At 53.5% G+C, this 15,727-nt stretch carries 17 protein-coding genes; 10 read left to right on the forward strand and 7 right to left on the reverse strand.

Annotated elements, in window-relative coordinates; translation table 11 throughout:
• Positions 1-47 precede the first annotated feature (47 nt).
• From ACTG33_RS00095 to ruvX, 3 genes are all read left to right on the forward strand, one after another.
• Complete coding sequence (locus tag ACTG33_RS00095) at positions 48-965, forward strand: energy transducer TonB (protein ID WP_439133118.1); 918 nt, start codon at positions 48-50, stop codon at positions 963-965.
• Between the two features lie 103 nt (positions 966-1,068).
• Complete coding sequence (locus tag ACTG33_RS00100) at positions 1,069-1,659, forward strand: YqgE/AlgH family protein (protein WP_439133119.1); 591 nt, start codon at positions 1,069-1,071, stop codon at positions 1,657-1,659.
• Between the two features lie 2 nt (positions 1,660-1,661).
• Positions 1,662-2,096: a Holliday junction resolvase RuvX gene (gene ruvX, locus ACTG33_RS00105; RefSeq protein ID WP_439133120.1), complete on the forward strand. Its 435-nt coding sequence runs from the start codon at positions 1,662-1,664 to the stop codon at positions 2,094-2,096.
• A gap of 53 nt (positions 2,097-2,149) precedes the next feature.
• Here the strand turns inward: ruvX and ACTG33_RS00110 are convergent, their stop codons facing one another.
• Positions 2,150-3,013, reverse strand: coding sequence for a class I SAM-dependent methyltransferase (locus ACTG33_RS00110; RefSeq protein WP_439133121.1), 864 nt, complete (start codon positions 3,011-3,013; stop codon positions 2,150-2,152).
• A gap of 287 nt (positions 3,014-3,300) precedes the next feature.
• On the opposite strand from ACTG33_RS00110, the gene ACTG33_RS00115 reads away from it, so the two are divergent.
• The 6 genes from ACTG33_RS00115 to ACTG33_RS00140 all read left to right on the forward strand — a co-directional run bounded on the left by ACTG33_RS00115 (position 3,301) and on the right by ACTG33_RS00140 (position 8,496).
• Positions 3,301-3,852: a methyltransferase family protein gene (locus ACTG33_RS00115; protein WP_439133123.1), complete on the forward strand. Its 552-nt coding sequence runs from the start codon at positions 3,301-3,303 to the stop codon at positions 3,850-3,852.
• Between the two features lie 63 nt (positions 3,853-3,915).
• Positions 3,916-4,839, forward strand: a complete 924-nt coding sequence (locus tag ACTG33_RS00120; protein ID WP_439133124.1) for an ABC transporter ATP-binding protein — start codon at positions 3,916-3,918, stop codon at positions 4,837-4,839.
• Positions 4,840-4,841: 2 nt separating this feature from the next.
• The gene (locus ACTG33_RS00125) at positions 4,842-6,014 is read left to right on the forward strand and encodes an ABC transporter permease (protein WP_439133125.1); all 1,173 of its coding nucleotides are present in this window, start codon (positions 4,842-4,844) and stop codon (positions 6,012-6,014) included.
• 78 nt (positions 6,015-6,092) lie between these two features.
• Positions 6,093-6,362, forward strand: coding sequence for an acyl carrier protein (locus tag ACTG33_RS00130; protein WP_439133126.1), 270 nt, complete (start codon positions 6,093-6,095; stop codon positions 6,360-6,362).
• Between the two features lie 5 nt (positions 6,363-6,367).
• On the forward strand, positions 6,368-7,537 hold the full coding sequence (locus ACTG33_RS00135; RefSeq protein ID WP_439133127.1) for a beta-ketoacyl synthase N-terminal-like domain-containing protein: 1,170 nt from the start codon (positions 6,368-6,370) through the stop codon (positions 7,535-7,537).
• The gene (locus ACTG33_RS00140; RefSeq protein ID WP_439133128.1) at positions 7,537-8,496 is read left to right on the forward strand and encodes a beta-ketoacyl synthase N-terminal-like domain-containing protein; all 960 of its coding nucleotides are present in this window, start codon (positions 7,537-7,539) and stop codon (positions 8,494-8,496) included. The genes ACTG33_RS00135 and ACTG33_RS00140 overlap by 1 nt, the downstream gene beginning before the upstream one ends.
• A gap of 8 nt (positions 8,497-8,504) precedes the next feature.
• On the opposite strand, the gene ACTG33_RS00145 is transcribed toward ACTG33_RS00140, so the two are convergent.
• Genes ACTG33_RS00145 through ACTG33_RS00160 form a run of 4 tightly spaced genes read right to left on the reverse strand, consistent with a single transcriptional unit; the run spans position 8,505 to position 12,061 of the window.
• Complete coding sequence (locus ACTG33_RS00145) at positions 8,505-9,506, reverse strand: BtrH N-terminal domain-containing protein (protein WP_439133129.1); 1,002 nt, start codon at positions 9,504-9,506, stop codon at positions 8,505-8,507.
• A complete protein-coding gene (locus ACTG33_RS00150; protein WP_439133130.1) occupies positions 9,499-9,918 on the reverse strand; it encodes a hypothetical protein in 420 nt (139 codons plus the stop codon). Before ACTG33_RS00150 ends, ACTG33_RS00145 begins: the two co-directional genes overlap by 8 nt.
• Position 9,919: 1 nt before the next feature.
• Positions 9,920-11,077, reverse strand: a complete 1,158-nt coding sequence (locus ACTG33_RS00155) for a beta-ketoacyl-ACP synthase III (protein WP_439133131.1) — start codon at positions 11,075-11,077, stop codon at positions 9,920-9,922.
• A 6-nt stretch (positions 11,078-11,083) separates the two neighbouring features.
• Complete coding sequence (locus ACTG33_RS00160) at positions 11,084-12,061, reverse strand: dialkylrecorsinol condensing enzyme (protein WP_439133132.1); 978 nt, start codon at positions 12,059-12,061, stop codon at positions 11,084-11,086.
• Between the two features lie 32 nt (positions 12,062-12,093).
• On the opposite strand from ACTG33_RS00160, the gene ACTG33_RS00165 reads away from it, so the two are divergent.
• Positions 12,094-12,903: a hypothetical protein gene (locus ACTG33_RS00165; RefSeq protein ID WP_439133133.1), complete on the forward strand. Its 810-nt coding sequence runs from the start codon at positions 12,094-12,096 to the stop codon at positions 12,901-12,903.
• Between the two features lie 151 nt (positions 12,904-13,054).
• Here the strand turns inward: ACTG33_RS00165 and ACTG33_RS00170 are convergent, their stop codons facing one another.
• Together ACTG33_RS00170 and hslO are read right to left on the reverse strand one after the other, a co-directional pair.
• The gene (locus tag ACTG33_RS00170; protein WP_439133134.1) at positions 13,055-14,614 is read right to left on the reverse strand and encodes a phosphoenolpyruvate carboxykinase; all 1,560 of its coding nucleotides are present in this window, start codon (positions 14,612-14,614) and stop codon (positions 13,055-13,057) included.
• A gap of 201 nt (positions 14,615-14,815) precedes the next feature.
• Positions 14,816-15,682 (reverse strand): Hsp33 family molecular chaperone HslO, encoded by an 867-nt coding sequence (gene hslO, locus ACTG33_RS00175; protein ID WP_439133135.1) that lies wholly within the window; start codon positions 15,680-15,682, stop codon positions 14,816-14,818.
• Positions 15,683-15,727 lie beyond the last annotated feature (45 nt).

The raw sequence follows: 15,727 nt of genomic DNA on the forward strand, positions 1-15,727 counted from the left end.
GTAGATACAGCACATAACCATCATAAGAAGCACCGAGAACCAGCACCTTGTCCGAGTCCACACCAGCCATCAACGAGCCGCTCAACACCACTGCGGTGGACACCGTCGATCGCCTGAGCTTTACCCTCTTCCTCGCCCTGGCGCTGCACGCTCTGCTGATCCTGGGCATCTCGTTCAAAGCGGATATCGGCGGCAAACCCACGCCCACCCTGGACATCACTCTGGCCACCCACACCAGCAACAAAGCGCCAGACAAGGCAGACTTTCTCGCGCAGGCCAACCAGGAAGCCAGCGGCACCGGCGAACAAGCCCGGCAAATGACCACCGACCAGCTGGCTCCCATTAACGACACCCGCATTCAGGAGATCAACCCCACACCTCAGGTGCGCGCGGTCACTCCGACTCAGAAAGACAAACTGCAACCCGTCGTCACCGAGAACAGCAGCAGCTTTAAAGTGCAGAAGCAGGACACCGCCCCGGATCAGGAAGATCAGGACAAGCAGGAGGGTAAAGACGCTCAGGACACCCCACTGAGCGCGGAAATCGCCAGCCTGAGAGCCAAGCTGGACCGCCAGCGCCAGGCGATTGCCAAGCGCCCGCGTATCCGCCGAATCACCTCTGTCGCCACCCGCGCCTCAACCGATGCGGCCTATCTCAATGAATGGGTGCGTAAAATCGAGTTTGTCGGCAACCGCAATTTCCCGGAAGAAGCCGTTCAGCAGCGCATTTTTGGCACCTTGCGCCTGGCCACCATTCTGCGCCCTAACGGCACCATCCTGTCAGTGGAGATTCTGCAGTCCTCCGGCCACAACATTCTCGACAACGCCGCTTTGCAAATTGTCCACATGGCGGCCCCTTTCCAGCCATTTCCCCCCGAAATCCGTAAAGATGCCGACCAACTTGAAATTATTCGCACCTGGCATTTCGAGCTGAACGGGCTCGCAACTAGCTCCTCGCGGAAATAATTCAGCCCGCCGCTGGCCCACCAAGCGGTTTCAGCCTCATTAAACTACCGCTGAACACAAAAATTTACTTGTTTTCCCTGTGTCAGCCCCCAATACTGAATCTATGACACAGACAAAAGCACAAGACAAAAGCCAGCAGATTGGCAATTTGCGCAATCACTTCCTGATCGCGATGCCAAGTCTGAATGAATCCATCTTTTCGCACACCATCACCTACATTTGTGATCACAGCGAAAGTGGCGCCATGGGGCTGGTCATCAACCAGCCTTTGGATCTCGATATGGCGGAAGTCTACAAACAACTGGATTGCGGTGGCGAACACAGCTACAACCCCTCGGCTCCCGTGCTCAGCGGCGGACCGGTACAGCCGGAACGCGGCTTTATTCTGCACAGTCCTGAACTCAGCTGGGAGTCCAGCCTGAAAGTCTCCAGCGACATTGCTCTGACCGCCTCCCGGGATATCATTGAATCCATTGCCCTCGGCGAAGGCCCCGAAAAGTATCTGGTGTCTCTCGGCTATGCCGGCTGGGGAGCAGGGCAGCTTGAGGACGAAATAGCCGATAACGCCTGGCTGACCATCCCCGCCGATAGCGGCATTGTCTTTGATACCGCCATTGAACACCGCTGGAGCGCTGCCTCAAAAAGCCTCGGAATTGACCTGAACCTTATTTCCGGCACCGCCGGCCACGCCTGATTATGCCCCAACCCGACCACCTCGCTGTGCTGGCTTTTGATTACGGCACCCAAAACATTGGCGCCGCCAGTGGACAAACCCTGACACACTCCAGCAGCGAACTGCCGGCCCTGAAGGCGCGCGATGGCGTTCCCAACTGGCAAGACGTCGAAAAAATGCTGCAAGAGTGGAAACCCGACCTGGTACTGGTCGGATTGCCGCTAAATATGGACGACAGTGAAAGCGAGCTCAGCACTCGCGCCCGCAAGTTCGGCAACCGCCTGCACGGTCGTTTTGGTGTGCGTGTCGAGATGGTGGATGAACGTCTGAGTACGTTTGCCGCCAAGGAAGAAGCCGCCGAGCGCGGCCATAAGGGCAACTACGGTCAGGCGCCCATCGATTCCATCGCCGCCCGACTGATTCTGGAAAGCTGGATGCACCAGCAAACTGACAACTGACAACTGACAACTGACAACTGACAGACATTAAAACCCGTCAATCGGATTGAGCACTAACCTGGCTTGACCGCCACAATGCTGCGCACTGGCATGCCCATCGTGTCTTCGGCCAGCTCAAGCCCCACCTGCGACAACCCTTGCTGAAGATCAAACTCGTGCCAGCTTCTGACGAAGGGCTCGTAGACAAAGCCCGCCAACCACTTGAAATAAAGCCCACTGAAACGATAGCGGCGGATGATGTCCCGCCAGCCCGCATAGTACTGCTCCGCTGAAGGCTCCATAATCACCAGCCGACCGCCGGGTTTCAGCACTCGGGCAATTTCCTGCAACGCCTGCTGAATATAGCGTGGCGGCACCTCGTGAAAGAGAAAACAGGCAGCAACGCCGTCGAAGCGCTGATCACTGAACGGCAAGTCCTCAACCACCCCCTGAACAAATCGAATGCCTGGATGATCGGCCGCCGCATGCTTGAGCAGATAGGGGCTAGGGTCCAGACCCCAGACGTCGCTGGCACCGACACTGGCAATCGCCGCCGCCGTTTTACCTCCGCCACAACCCAAATCCAGAAAACTGTCACCGTCACTCAGCGCCTGCGCAATCCATTGCCGACCCCGCTCAACGTGACCCAGCATACTGACGTCAAAACCGGTGATATAACCGCGGCTCAGCCGTTGGGAGTAAACCCCGTTCGGCAAATTGTGAAAATCTTGCAAGGCGTACTTGGGAATGCAGTCCGCACCGCAAAGGCCCTTCGGCAACGTCACCGGTTGTTTCTTTTTGGAGAAAATGCGCCGCCAGAAGCGATTCAGCCCCTCGCGGCTGAACATGTCCAATTCATCAAGCCAGGCTTTCGGCAGAGTCATTTCCGACCAAGAAGGCGAAACGGGATCCGGCAGACTCGCCTTGGTGCTCTCCATTGCCCTCACTAGTCTCGCCTCTGTCACTCGCCTGATTCCTTCATTCAAATTACTCTGCCAATACTCTCACTTTAGATGCTTACCACCCAACCAACGGTAGCGCCGATAGCCGTTGAGGTCGGATAATCCGGAGCGGAATAATATAGGCTGGGAGATATCTTTCAATCCCTTACTCCCTCCGGTGTACCCATTGCTGTCGTTACCCGCACGCCAATCTGTATAATGGGCGGCTTGGGCTCAAGAGCACCGCGCTCTCGACATAACCTACAACAGACTTGCCCCAAGCTATGATCACACCACAAACCCTTATATTTTTGATCGTCAGCGGCATCCTGCTGGTGATTTGCCGCCATCAACTGCTGAATCCCCGCTGCCACGGCTTTTATCGTTTTTTTGCCTTCGAAGGCATTTTGGCTCTGGCTCTGCTCAATATCCAGTTTGACGACCGGGATCTGCTGAGCCCGATGCGTCTTATCTCCGGCGCACTGATGCTCAGCTCACTGGCTGTTGTCATCATCTCACTGAGGCAGCTCAAGCAGGCCGGACAGGCAAAGCGTCAGGACGCTCCGGAAAACTTCACCTTTGAAAACACCTTGCAGCTAATTACCGACGGCGTCTATGGCTACGTGCGCCACCCCATGTATACCTCTTTATTGCTACTGGGCTGGGGATTGTTTTTTCAGGATCCATCGCTGTTGAGTGCAGCCATCGCCACCGAAGTCAGCCTCTTTCTGATCTGTACCATTTTGGCGGAAGAAAAGGAAAACCGGCAATTCTTTGGCGAAAATTATCTGCGTTACCAGCAGTCGAACAAGATGCTCATCCCTTTTCTTTTATAGCACCCATCATCGGGGCTCTTTTGCCAACTCCTGCTCTTTTATTTGCCCAAATCAGGTCGATACGTGATTTCCATTAAGCAATTACATTATCAATATCAGGGGGCGACGACAGCGTCACTCAAGCACATAGACCTGAACGTTGCCAAAGGCAGCCTGTTTGGTTTGCTCGGCCCCAATGGCGCAGGCAAAACTACCTTGCTGTCTATCCTCAGCGGATTGCTCCCTTGCCCCGAAGGCGCTGTGAGCATAAACGGGCAGGACATCAGTAAAAGCCGGTCTTTGCGTAAATCGGACATTGCACTGGTGCCACAGGAATACGCGTTTTATTTTCGCCTGTCGGTGATTGAAAACCTGAAGTTTTTTGCGGCGGCACTGGGGCTCGGAAAATCCGATGCCCGTCAACGTATAGAGACGATTGCGGAAGTCACCGGACTCAGCGATCGCCTCAAAGATCGCGCGGAGACATTGTCCGGCGGTTTAAAACGACGTCTCAATTTGGCCATCGGCCTGCTGAATCAACCCAGTCTGTTACTGCTGGACGAGCCAACGGTGGGTATCGATCCGCATTCCCGTCACTTTATTTTAGAAGCCATTAAACGACTGAACCAAGACGGTACTACCGTGGTGTATACCTCGCACTACATGGAAGAGGTCGAACACCTGTGTACGGATATTGCCATCATTGATCACGGCCAGGTGCTGATACAAGGACCTTTAACACAACTGCTGGATGCCCAAAGTCACGACACCTTGTTTATTGAACTTGGTAAACCTCTAACGCCACAACAGCACACTGCCCTCTCATCAGCTTCGCCCTACGATGAACACAACCTGCAACTGGTGCTGCCGGTTTCAAGCAATGATGATCTGTACCAGGTCATGACTGCATTGCAGCGGGAGTCTGTCGAGGTTCATCGGCTGCGCTATGGCTCAGACAACCTCGAAGAGCTGTTTCTGAATCTCACCCACCGAGCGCTGCGAGACTGACCATGAATCAATTACTGAATTTTGTCGTCAAAGAACTGCGCCTGCTAAAACGGGATTTACACGGCCTATTGTTACTGTTCGCCATGCCTGCGCTGTTTATTCTGATCATGACATTTGCACTGCAGAATCAGTACGCCAGCAATCAAAACATCGATATTGAGTACTATCTGCTCAACAAAGACAACAACACATCCAGTCAAAAGTTCGTCGAGCAGATTGAACAGCTGAGTAATTTTGAACGCTTGCACAGTGCTCAAAGTGAGGAGGTCGTACGCGCTGAAGTCGCCAGAGATGGCGCCAAGTTTCTGATCATTATCCAGCCCGACTTTGAGCAAAAGCTGTCCGAGAATGGCAAGCCGGTATCCCTGGAAACAGCTCCCGGTGTAACGCCGGTCCTGGCTCAGCTGGTAGAAGCGCAGTTGCAGCAAAAACTGAACGAGCTGTTTTTGGCCAAAGCCTTGAGTGATTCACTAAACGAGCCTGACCTTACCGACGACATCAAAAGCGGTAACTTTATTAACACCCGCTCACTCTACGGTTCCGGTAATGTTCAGCCCTCCTCCGTGCAACAAAATGTGCCGGCATGGATGTTGTTTGCCATGTTTTTTATCGCCATCCCGTTGTCGACCACATTAATCAATGAGCGCCAGCAAGGCACGCTTGACCGACTGCGCACCATGGAATTTCCACGCCACTTAATGCTGCTGGGCAAGTTGATTCCCTATTTTTGCATCAACCTTTTACAGGTCGTGATCATGCTGCTGATCGGCGTGTATCTGGTGCCGGCACTGGGTGGCGACAGCCTGCATTTGGGTAACAGCCCGAGTGGACTCGCCCTGATTTCCGTCTGCGCCAGTCTCGCCGCAGTGGCCTACGCCCTGCTGGTGGCGGAGGTGGCCAATACCATTGAACAGGCGACTATTTTTTCAGGCATATGCAATATCATCATGGCCGCCATCGGCGGCGTGATGGTGCCTCGCTTTATCATGCCGCCGGTCATGCAAACCCTGAGCGACGCTTCGCCGATGGCGTGGGGACTGGATGGATTTTTTGATATTCTGTTGCGCAACGGCACACTGATGGATGTTATGCCGGAAGCCGCAGCACTGCTGGGCTTTGCGCTGGCAATGTTGGCACTGTCTGCCTGGGCTTCCCTACGCAGACAGTCGCACTGAGACTTTAGCCTTTTATAATCTCCTGAATTTACACAGACCTTTTTATACACCACTACTGATTTTTTGCAGGCCGAGACGATGACAGACAATTCAAGCAAACAACAACTGCTCAGCGAGCTGAAACAACTCATTGTCGAAGAGTGTGATGTGGATGTGGAGAGCCATGAGATTGATGATCACGAGCGTCTGATCGGCGAAGAGAGCCGTCTCGATCTGGATTCACTGGATGCCCTCAGTATTTCTCTCGAAGTCAAAAGCCGATACGGAAAACACATCGACAGCGGCAACGAGACCCGCATGGCGCTCGCGTCAGTGGATGCGCTGGCTGACTTTATTCTGGCAGGGTAAGCACTATGACCGTGAAGGCCGGAATTGCAGGAAGCGGCATTGTCAGCACTCTGGGGGAGGGTCTGGCAACGAATCTGGACGCGCTCAATACCGGCCAGGGAAGGTTTGCTCTGCAATCACTGGAAGGCTTTAACGAACCCGTGGAAGCGGCTTTCCTGTCTGCAGGCAACTCATCCGACCAAGACGCCATTAAGCATTTTCAATCCCTGCTCGACCGGGCCCTGGAAGAAGCTTTTGCCAATAGCGAAATCTCATCGGCGAAACGCAAGACACTGCCCATTTTTATCGGCTCTTCGTCCTATGGCATAGGTATTGGTGAAGCGATCTACCGCCAGGCTCTCGAAAATGAAGATCAAAGTGGCACTCCGGCACAACCATTGCCGCTGGATGGCTTCACTCTGATTTCAAAACACCTGCGCAAAAAGTATCAACTCAACGGTCCGGATTTCACATTTAATACAGCCTGCACCGCTGGAGCCAATGCTCTGCTCAGCGCCGTGGACAGCATCACTCAGGGTCATCACGAGTACGCACTGGTGATCGGTCTGGAAACGTTTAACGTCACAACCCTGTCAGGTTTCTACGGCATGCAATTACTCACGCACGAAGCCATGAAACCATTCGATATAGATCGCAGCGGACTGGTGCTGGGTGAAGGTTGCGCGTGCATCCTGTTAAAAGCCACCACCACGGAGAACAACGGCATTATTGTCAGTGGCGGTGCCAGCGGATGCGACAGCCACTCTATCTCAGCATCTAACCCCGACGGCTCATCTATTGCAGCCGTAATGCAGGAGGCTTTGAATACCTGCCAGCTGCAACCGGAAGACATTATCGCCGTCAAAGCTCACGGCACTGCCAGTCCGCTCAATGATGACGGGGAGGCGGCCGGAATGCGCAGGACCTTTACCAAGGTACCGCCGTTTTTTTCGCTGAAGTCCTACATCGGTCATACACTGGGCAGCTGCGGGGTATTGGAAACCGTGTTGATGGCCGGCTGCCTGCGACAGAGACAATTGCCTGCCAGCGCGGGTTTTACTGACAGCGACCCGACGCTGGACGTCATCCCCTCCCGGCAACCACAGAGCGCCCCTACTGGACACTACATGCTGAATTTTTTTGGCTTTGGTGGTAACAATTGCAGTTTGATTTTACGTTCCGGAGCAAGTATCTGATGCTGGATATTGTGGCCGTCGGCAATTATTACGCTCCCGTGGATGACAACTCTGAACCCGACACGTTAAAGCACGAGGTAAAGCGAACCTGTAACCAACATTTCCGTCGTATCGATCGCTTTACCCAACTGTGCCTGATCGGCTCAAGCCGCTGCGTTCAGGATATGGAACTCGAAACCAATACCGGCCTCTACATTGGCTCCCGCTTCGCTTCTGTCAGCAATACCATCAATGTCCAAACACAAATGATCAAGCACGGACAGATCCCCAAACCGGCTCACTTTATCAACACGCTCAGCAATTCAGCGGGATACTACGTGGGGAAAAACCTCGGACTGGAAGGCAAAAATCTGTTCTTGTCCCGAGCCGATGCCTCCACGGAAGCGGTGCTGCAAATGGCTCAACTGGATTTGAACAGCCGAAACACCCAGCAGATTCTTGTCGGCATCGCCGATGAAATGCCCTACCCACTGACGGATCATCGCCAACGACTCAACGTTGAGGCCAGCACTTCCCTCGCCGAAGCCAGTCACTGGTTGTTGCTTCGTCGTTCGATATCAGAACACGGGGAGAGCGATGGGGAAAGATCTCTAGCGACCATAGAGGAAGTGATCACACTCGGTGATGCACGCGAGGCCATTGACTGGTTGAGCGCCACTCCCGAAGACACCATCCGAAACAGGTTTATGCATTACTCGAGTATTCTATCGGCTGAGGCGCTCACCAGGGAACAGGCTCAAGCGCAAAACCAGCTGGATTCCCTGATAGCAGCCTGGCCGTCGTATTTACCATCAATGAGGTTGGAAATGTGTTATTCGCCCGCACTCACCGCCGGAGTCATTGCGCATTTTGCGGAGAACGAAAGGCTGAAAGAGACCGGCGCTCCGACCACATTGATCACCCTGCACCGCGATGAAGATCATCGCTTTCACGCAATCCGAATCAAAAAGTCAGGTTAGCTATCCGTTTATTCGGACAGGGCTTCACCCAGTTTGCGATAGCCCTGCTCTTCCATATCCGCAACCACTAACAGCTGATCCGCCAACTTGCCATAATCCAGAGGCATGCGTCCTTTCAGCATTTTTGCTGCGAATAATGCAAAGCGTCGCCACTCATCACCGATGTCAGTAAACAACAGTGAGGCGTCGGCCAATGCCGGGTTATTCAGGATGGCCGCCGACTCTTGCAAAAAGGATGCGTAAAGGAAACGAAAACCCGCGCCCCCGGTACCGATTTCTTCTTGCATACGCACCATGTGACCAATGAATAGTTTGCCAAAAGCGTCGTCTCTAGCAGCGCTCAGTTTACGGATTCGCTTGGCGACAAAACGAATGCCCCGCACACCGATGATCGGCAGCGGTGTACGCAGCATCATATTGACGTTGCCGCGAATGGCTTTGGTAATGGCACCACCCAGGTCAGGCGCTTGCGGAATGGTCTTTGGATAATAGAGCAAGCCTTTGGGAGCCAGCATTCCCTTAACGAAACGGGCGTGCTGCAGGGATTCATAATCCGCTTCCACCGGCTTTTCAAACGTCGGATCACTGATGAGATAGCGATCGTCATCACGGCCGTACACCACCAGATTGTGGGCGTTAAAATGAAAACGCATATCTTCCGGGAAATACGGCAACCAAAACACCGAAGTTTGAAGCCCGACCGGGCGCCCCTGATCCAGATGATTGTTTAACGCGTCCATGCCCTGTTCCGGTCGCCGGAAGCGTTCATACTTCATATCGATGTTCAGGCGTGATGTCAGACCTTTAATCACACGCCCCGGTGGCAATCGATAGGCCATCAATGGCATGCCACCCACTTTCAGCAACGGTAGATAAGCAAAGGTCAACGCCCCCGACAAACCAAAAACCATCGGTTCCGACAGATCCAGTCCTGCATGCCGAAGCAGGGCCGCAGCAGTTCCACTTTCGCAATGAGCTGTTTGCTGATGTTGAAACGCCATGCTATTCATCAGCATCCACTCCGGTCGCAGGAAGCTGTTGCAGTTCGTCAACGGATAATCCAAGAACGTAAGCGTAACGGGACAATTTATTTGTCGACAAACGATGGAAGACGGCGGGTTTGAAATGCCTCTTCACCTGCCACTTAAACAGACCGGTACTCTGCGCCAACACCGTCACATCCATACGTTTGGTGTACATGTGATATTCCAGTGGCGAGGTTTCGCCAGCGATGCCTCGACGTAACGCGTCTTTAGCCTGCTGCTGGAATTGCTCCAAAGCCTGATGTAGAACGACTTCTTCTGCGTCCCAACCACTGGACAATTCGGTGGTGTAGCGTCCGTTTTCATCGAGCACATAGAGAGGCTTTCGCTGTCCGGCCAACGACTGGGAATGGTCCTGAGGTACCTCTGTTTTTTTCATATCATCCCTGATTATCACAGACCGTCAACATCATAAATGATGATGAAAAACGGCCGCTTTCCGGCACATAACACAAAATTTTGTGACCTTTTTGTAAGCGACCGGAGCGAAACAAGTCTTCCAGCATAATGTAGATGGAAGCCGATCCGGTATTGCCTTTGGTGGTCAGGTTAGTGGCCCAGCGATCAAACGGAATGTGGAAATCCATTGACGATAATGCCGCTGCCAACTTGTCTCGGAAAAATTCCGAAGAGTAGTGCGGTAAAAAGAAATCCACATCGGCGCTTCGCAGCTGCTTGTCTTCAATCAACTCTGCCAGAGGTTTCTCGACGGTATAGTGAATGATGTTTTCATTCAGTTGCTTCACGTCTTGCTTAATTGCAAATACCGAGTCGGACAGCCAGGTGTCCGGTGCGCACTCTTTCCAGCCGACCAGGTGGCCATCTTCAGTCTTTTGAGCCCCGCTGTACATACAGGCGTCCTGCTCGTTGGCATAGGAACGCTGGAACATCCAGTCAATGCGCAACGACAAACCCGCAGTGGCCGGCTTGGGTTGCAGTCGAATTGCGCCTGCGCCATCGGATAGCATCCAGCGCAAAAAATCTTTCTCAAAAGCAATCTCTGGATGACTCTGCAGCGCTTCAATTTTTGCATCTACTTCTTTTTCATACAGATGACTGCGCAACACCGCCGAAGCCACTTCAGACCCCGTCGCTACTGCATTCTGATATTGGCCGCTGGCCACTCCCATCCAGGCATACTTTAACGCCGTCATGCCGGCAACACAGACACCCGCGGTAGCCACGACCTCACAACTGGATGATGCCAACTCCCCATGCACCATCACCGCATGATTGGGCATCACCTGATCGGGCATGCTGGTACCGCACACCAGACAGTCCATCTGCTCCAGCGTAAAGGCCTCATTTTCCAGATTTTTAATCGCGGCGGCTGTCAACTGGGCGTTATTGTGTGTCGCTGCACCGGTTTCCGGATCAATCGCGTAGTAGCGTGAGCGAATGCCATTGCTGCGCAAAATTAAACGACGGGCACGGGAAGGCCGGCTGCCAACCTGACCAAGTATCCGCTCCATGTTGTCGTTATCCACCGGCTGATTGGGCAGTAAAACAGCAATATCGTTAATGTATACAGAGTTCATAACAGACTATCTAATGTATTCGCTTTCCTGAACCCGCACGATCGGATCATCGACGATTTCAGAAGCAGAGCCCGAAGGCTCGGCAAAGTAGGCTTTCTGAGCTTCAATACGCTTGCGCATCAGAGGAGCCAGTAATTTGTTCAACAACATGTTCAGTGGCACGACCGTTAGGATTAATACCACCAGAAAAACGGCGTAAACCACCAACAGGCATTGGCGGGATAACGCCCCGGCAGGTCCCAGGGCCCGAAACAATCGTCCCCACAACCTAAACGCACGGCGACCGGTTTTTTCACTGGCAATCAACGACTCTTCGACCTGCACCGCACCCAGGTTTTTTAATAAGTCCTGATCCAACGTCCGGCCTTCACGGAACCATTGAAGAATGCGAGCTCCAAAACGGTCACAGCGTTTCACCTTCTCTGGCGCAACACCGGCTTTCGGAATCAAGCCGCCCAGATGCGGTCCTTTTTTACCGGTCAGCACCCACACCGGCGTAGCTAAAAAACTGCCAACACTACCGGCCTCATCGACCAGCGCTACATTACCGACTAAACGACCGCCCAAACCAGCGATCATTTTTTTCATTTCTTCCTGAGCCAATAGCCACATGTTGCGACAGGCAATCAAAGTCACTACCGGCTTGTCCTTCAACAGTTTTTTGGCTGTTCGGCTCTGCATAAAAGCCGTCATCGGTAAAGATGGTGACAAAAACCAGACCTGGTAGGCAATGATGATCAAATCGAACTCTTCGTTCGCGGACACCTTGAGCGGCAGGATGGGGGGTGGATCCAAATACACCGAGTCCGGGAAGGTATCCAGAAAACGGAAGAATGGCCAGGGAAATGGGTAGGGTGTTTGCGGACAGACATTCTCGAATTCCACCGTCACATCTTTCGCATCCACCAACGGCTGGGTAAACTGCCTGGCGATGTCACTGAGTTGCCCACTTTGGGAATAGTGTACGACCAATACTTTGTTCATAATTAACGACTATTCCCTAGACGGTGGCCAGCATGCAAAACCCATTGATAATTCCAGACACGCACCCTGCGATACCCGGACACTTTCCCGGCATGCCGATGGTGCCTGCCGCGTTATTGCTGGATGAAGTTGCGCACCGGCTATCACAGGAAACCGGCCTGGACATCAATACCGCAAAACACATTCGCTTGAGTGCCCCGCTGGAGCCCGGCCAACAACTTGACGTCCAGTATCAGCAAAAAAGTCCCGCTGAATACCGTTTTATCGGCACAGAAAAAGGCAGTCCGGTGGTCAAAGGGGTGCTGAATTATACTGTAACAGAACCGAAATACGTACCCCCGACCACGTTCGACTCAGCGGCAATAGCGTCTGACAGCAAGGCTTCGCTGGAAATACCTGAAGAGCTTTCCGATGTCTATGAGAGGCTGCCTCACTCAGGCAGTATGCGCCTGCTGCAACAGGTACTGACCTGGGAGCCACAGCGGATTGCCTGCCTCGCCACTCCACAACAACCTCACCCTCTCGGTCGCGATGGCTGGCTTTCCTGCTGGGCTGCGCTTGAATACGCCGCACAGGCACTCGCCTGTCATGGCATCCTGTCTCTGCGCCATGAAAACGGGAACGACGCAACCCGCGGATTTCGCAAGGCAATGATTATCGGAATCCGGGAAATGATCTGCTACCGGACGCAACCGGGAATTCGTCCACTACAGCCCTGTCAGGTGGAAGTCACCCTGCTGGCACAACAACCACAGGCGGCCAGTTGTTCCTTTCTGTTGCGACAGGATGATCAAGTGCTCAGCAGCGGGCAATTTAACACTCTGTACGAAAGCGTCATTTAACATCCCACACCAGGCCACAAGTTAAGACCGACGCATACCCACCGCTATCTAGCGGACCTCGAAACAAGGCAGACGGATCACCAGACAGCAGACACAAAAAAGGCCGCGTAAGCGGCCTTTTTCACATCAAGCTGTGGTGATCACTTTAGCATTACGCTTTAGGACCCGCCGCTTCAACGTCACTGCTGACGTTAAACTTCTTGATGTTTTCAGCGAACAGACCTGCCAGCTTGGCAGCGGCATCGTCGTAAGCAGCCTGATCAGTCCAGGCATTGCGCGGGTTCAGGTAGCCGGCATCAACGCCAGGAACCTCAACAGGAACCTGCAAGTTCATTACGCCCAGAGTCTCGGTGGCAACGCCTTCCAGAGAACCGTTTTGACACGCAGCAACCACCGCACGGGTCACAGGGATTGGGAAGCGTGAACCTGCACCGCCAGCACCACCGGAACCGCCAGTCCAACCGGTGTTCACCAGGTAGACGTTAGAACCGAAGTCTTCGATGCGCTTCATCAGCAGCTCGGCGTATTCACGCGCAGGACGCGGCATGAAAGGCGCACCGAAACAGGTAGAGAAGGTTGGGTTGATACCGGCTTCGGCACCTACCTCAGTAGAACCAACACGAGCGGTGTAACCGGACAGGAAGTGGTAAGCCGCTGCTTCTTTGGACAGGATAGAAACAGGAGGCAGAACACCGGTTACATCACAGGTCAGGAAGATAACGTTCTTTGGCTCACCGGCACGGTTTTCCAGAACGCGCATTTCAACGTGCTCCAGCGGGTAAGAACAACGGCCGTTCTCACTCAGACTGGTGTCGCAGTAATCAGGCTCGCGCTTGTCGTTGTGAACCACGTTCTCAACGATGGCGCCGAATCTGATGGCATCCCAGATTACAGGCTCGTTCTTTTGAGACAGATCGATGGTTTTGGCGTAGCAGCCGCCTTCCATATTGAAGACCGCACCTTTCGCCCAACCGTGCTCGTCATCACCGATCAGGTAACGCTCAGGGTCAGCAGACAGGGTGGTTTTACCGGTACCGGACAGGCCGAAGAACAAGCAAGTATCGCCTTCCTTGCCAACGTTAGCCGAGCAGTGCATAGGCATAACGTCTTTTTCAGGCAGCAGGAAGTTCTGTACGGAGAACATGGCTTTCTTCATTTCGCCCGCGTAGCGAGCGCCAGCCAGCAGTACTTTGCGCTGAGCGAAGTTCACGATCACAGCCACTTCGGAATTGGTGCCGTCGCGCTCTGGATCACACTGGAAGTTGGCTGCATGCAGGATGCTCCACTCTTCCTTGCCCTTCGGGTTGTAATTCTCGGTGCGGATGAACATGTTGCGACCGAACAGGTTGTTCCAGGCAGTCTCGGTAGAGACTTTAACTGGCAGGTAGTGCTCGGGATCTTCAGCCACGTGCAGGTGTGACACAAACGTATCAACCGTGGAAAGGTGTTCTTCAACACGGCTCCACAGAGCATCGAATTTGTCAGCAGCGAAAGGACGGTTTACAGAGCCCCAATCGATACTTTCAGAAGTAGAAGGCTCATCAACAGTGAAGCGATCAGCAGGTGAACGACCAGTACGCTCGCCGGTTTCGCAAACCAGAGCACCGGTGTGAGAAAGATAACCCTCACCACGCTTCAGAGCCTGCTCGACCAGTTCGGCAGTCGTAAGGTCGGTGTAAACGGTCGGAGCCGCATCATCAATCTGTGTCATTTCTTTAATAGTCCTGTCAGCTTGTGGCCTGTTAATCCCTAACGTGCAGGCCTTAGCCGGGAGCCAAAACCATCGCACAGGGCAGTCATAGTCAGTATTTTCTTTCCCCGGATACGTTGTCCGGAGAATAGTTAGAATTTTGGGGGCGCCATTATGTCAGAAAACAATATGCGAATCGATCCCATTCTGCCGCTTTTTTAATCAATGCAATGAATGCTGTTCACCGCCAAAGATTTCATCGAGGTCTTGCGCGCCAAACGCGTAGGTCTGGTTACAGAAATGACAGTCGATGCTGATCAGATCCTGCTCTGCCAAGAGTGCTTCCACTTCGTTGCGGCCCAGTGATACCAAGGCATTAGCGGATCGCTCCCGGGAGCAGCTGCACTCAAACCGCACCGCGGCGGGGTCAAACAACCGCACCTGCTCTTCGTGGAACAAACGGTAGAGCACTTCGGTGTGCTCCAAGGTCAGCAGCTCTTCATCTTTGAGAGTGCTGGCCAACTGGACCACGGTTTCCCATTGATCGCGATTGTCATCGGCGCTGGCCACCTGTTGCGGCAGGGCCTGCAGCATCAAACCCGTCGCGGCTTTATCGTCGCTGGCGAGCCAGAATCGAGTGGGCAACTGTTCGGATTGGTCAAAATAACCTTGCAGACAAGCACTGAGATCCGGGTGATCCAGCGGCACAATGCCCTGATAACGACTGCCTTTGTCGGGATCGATGATGATCGCCAGCATGCCGGACCCCACCAGAGATTGCAGATTCTGACCTTCAAACGCCGAAAAGTCCGCCTCGGGATCGACTTCGGCGATGGCGCGACCCGCCTTGTGATGACTGCATTCAGCCATAATCAGTGGCAGCGGACCATCGCCCCGCGCCTGCAATGTCAGGATGCCGTCAAACTTCAAGGTACTGGATAACAGACTCACTGCGGCGACAAACTCGCCCAGTAGCGACTGTACCCGTGAAGGTAATTTCTGATTGTTTTCAAGGACTTGCTGATAGCTGTCGCAAAGAGTGACCACTTCACCGCGGATGTCGGTCTGGTCAAAGAGGAAGCGTTGCATTAAATCACAGCTGGGCATGGTATCTCGGGTCACTCGTCAATCGGG

The organism is Pseudomaricurvus sp., from assembly GCF_965662505.1.
GTDB lineage: Bacteria > Pseudomonadota > Gammaproteobacteria > Pseudomonadales > Cellvibrionaceae > Pseudomaricurvus.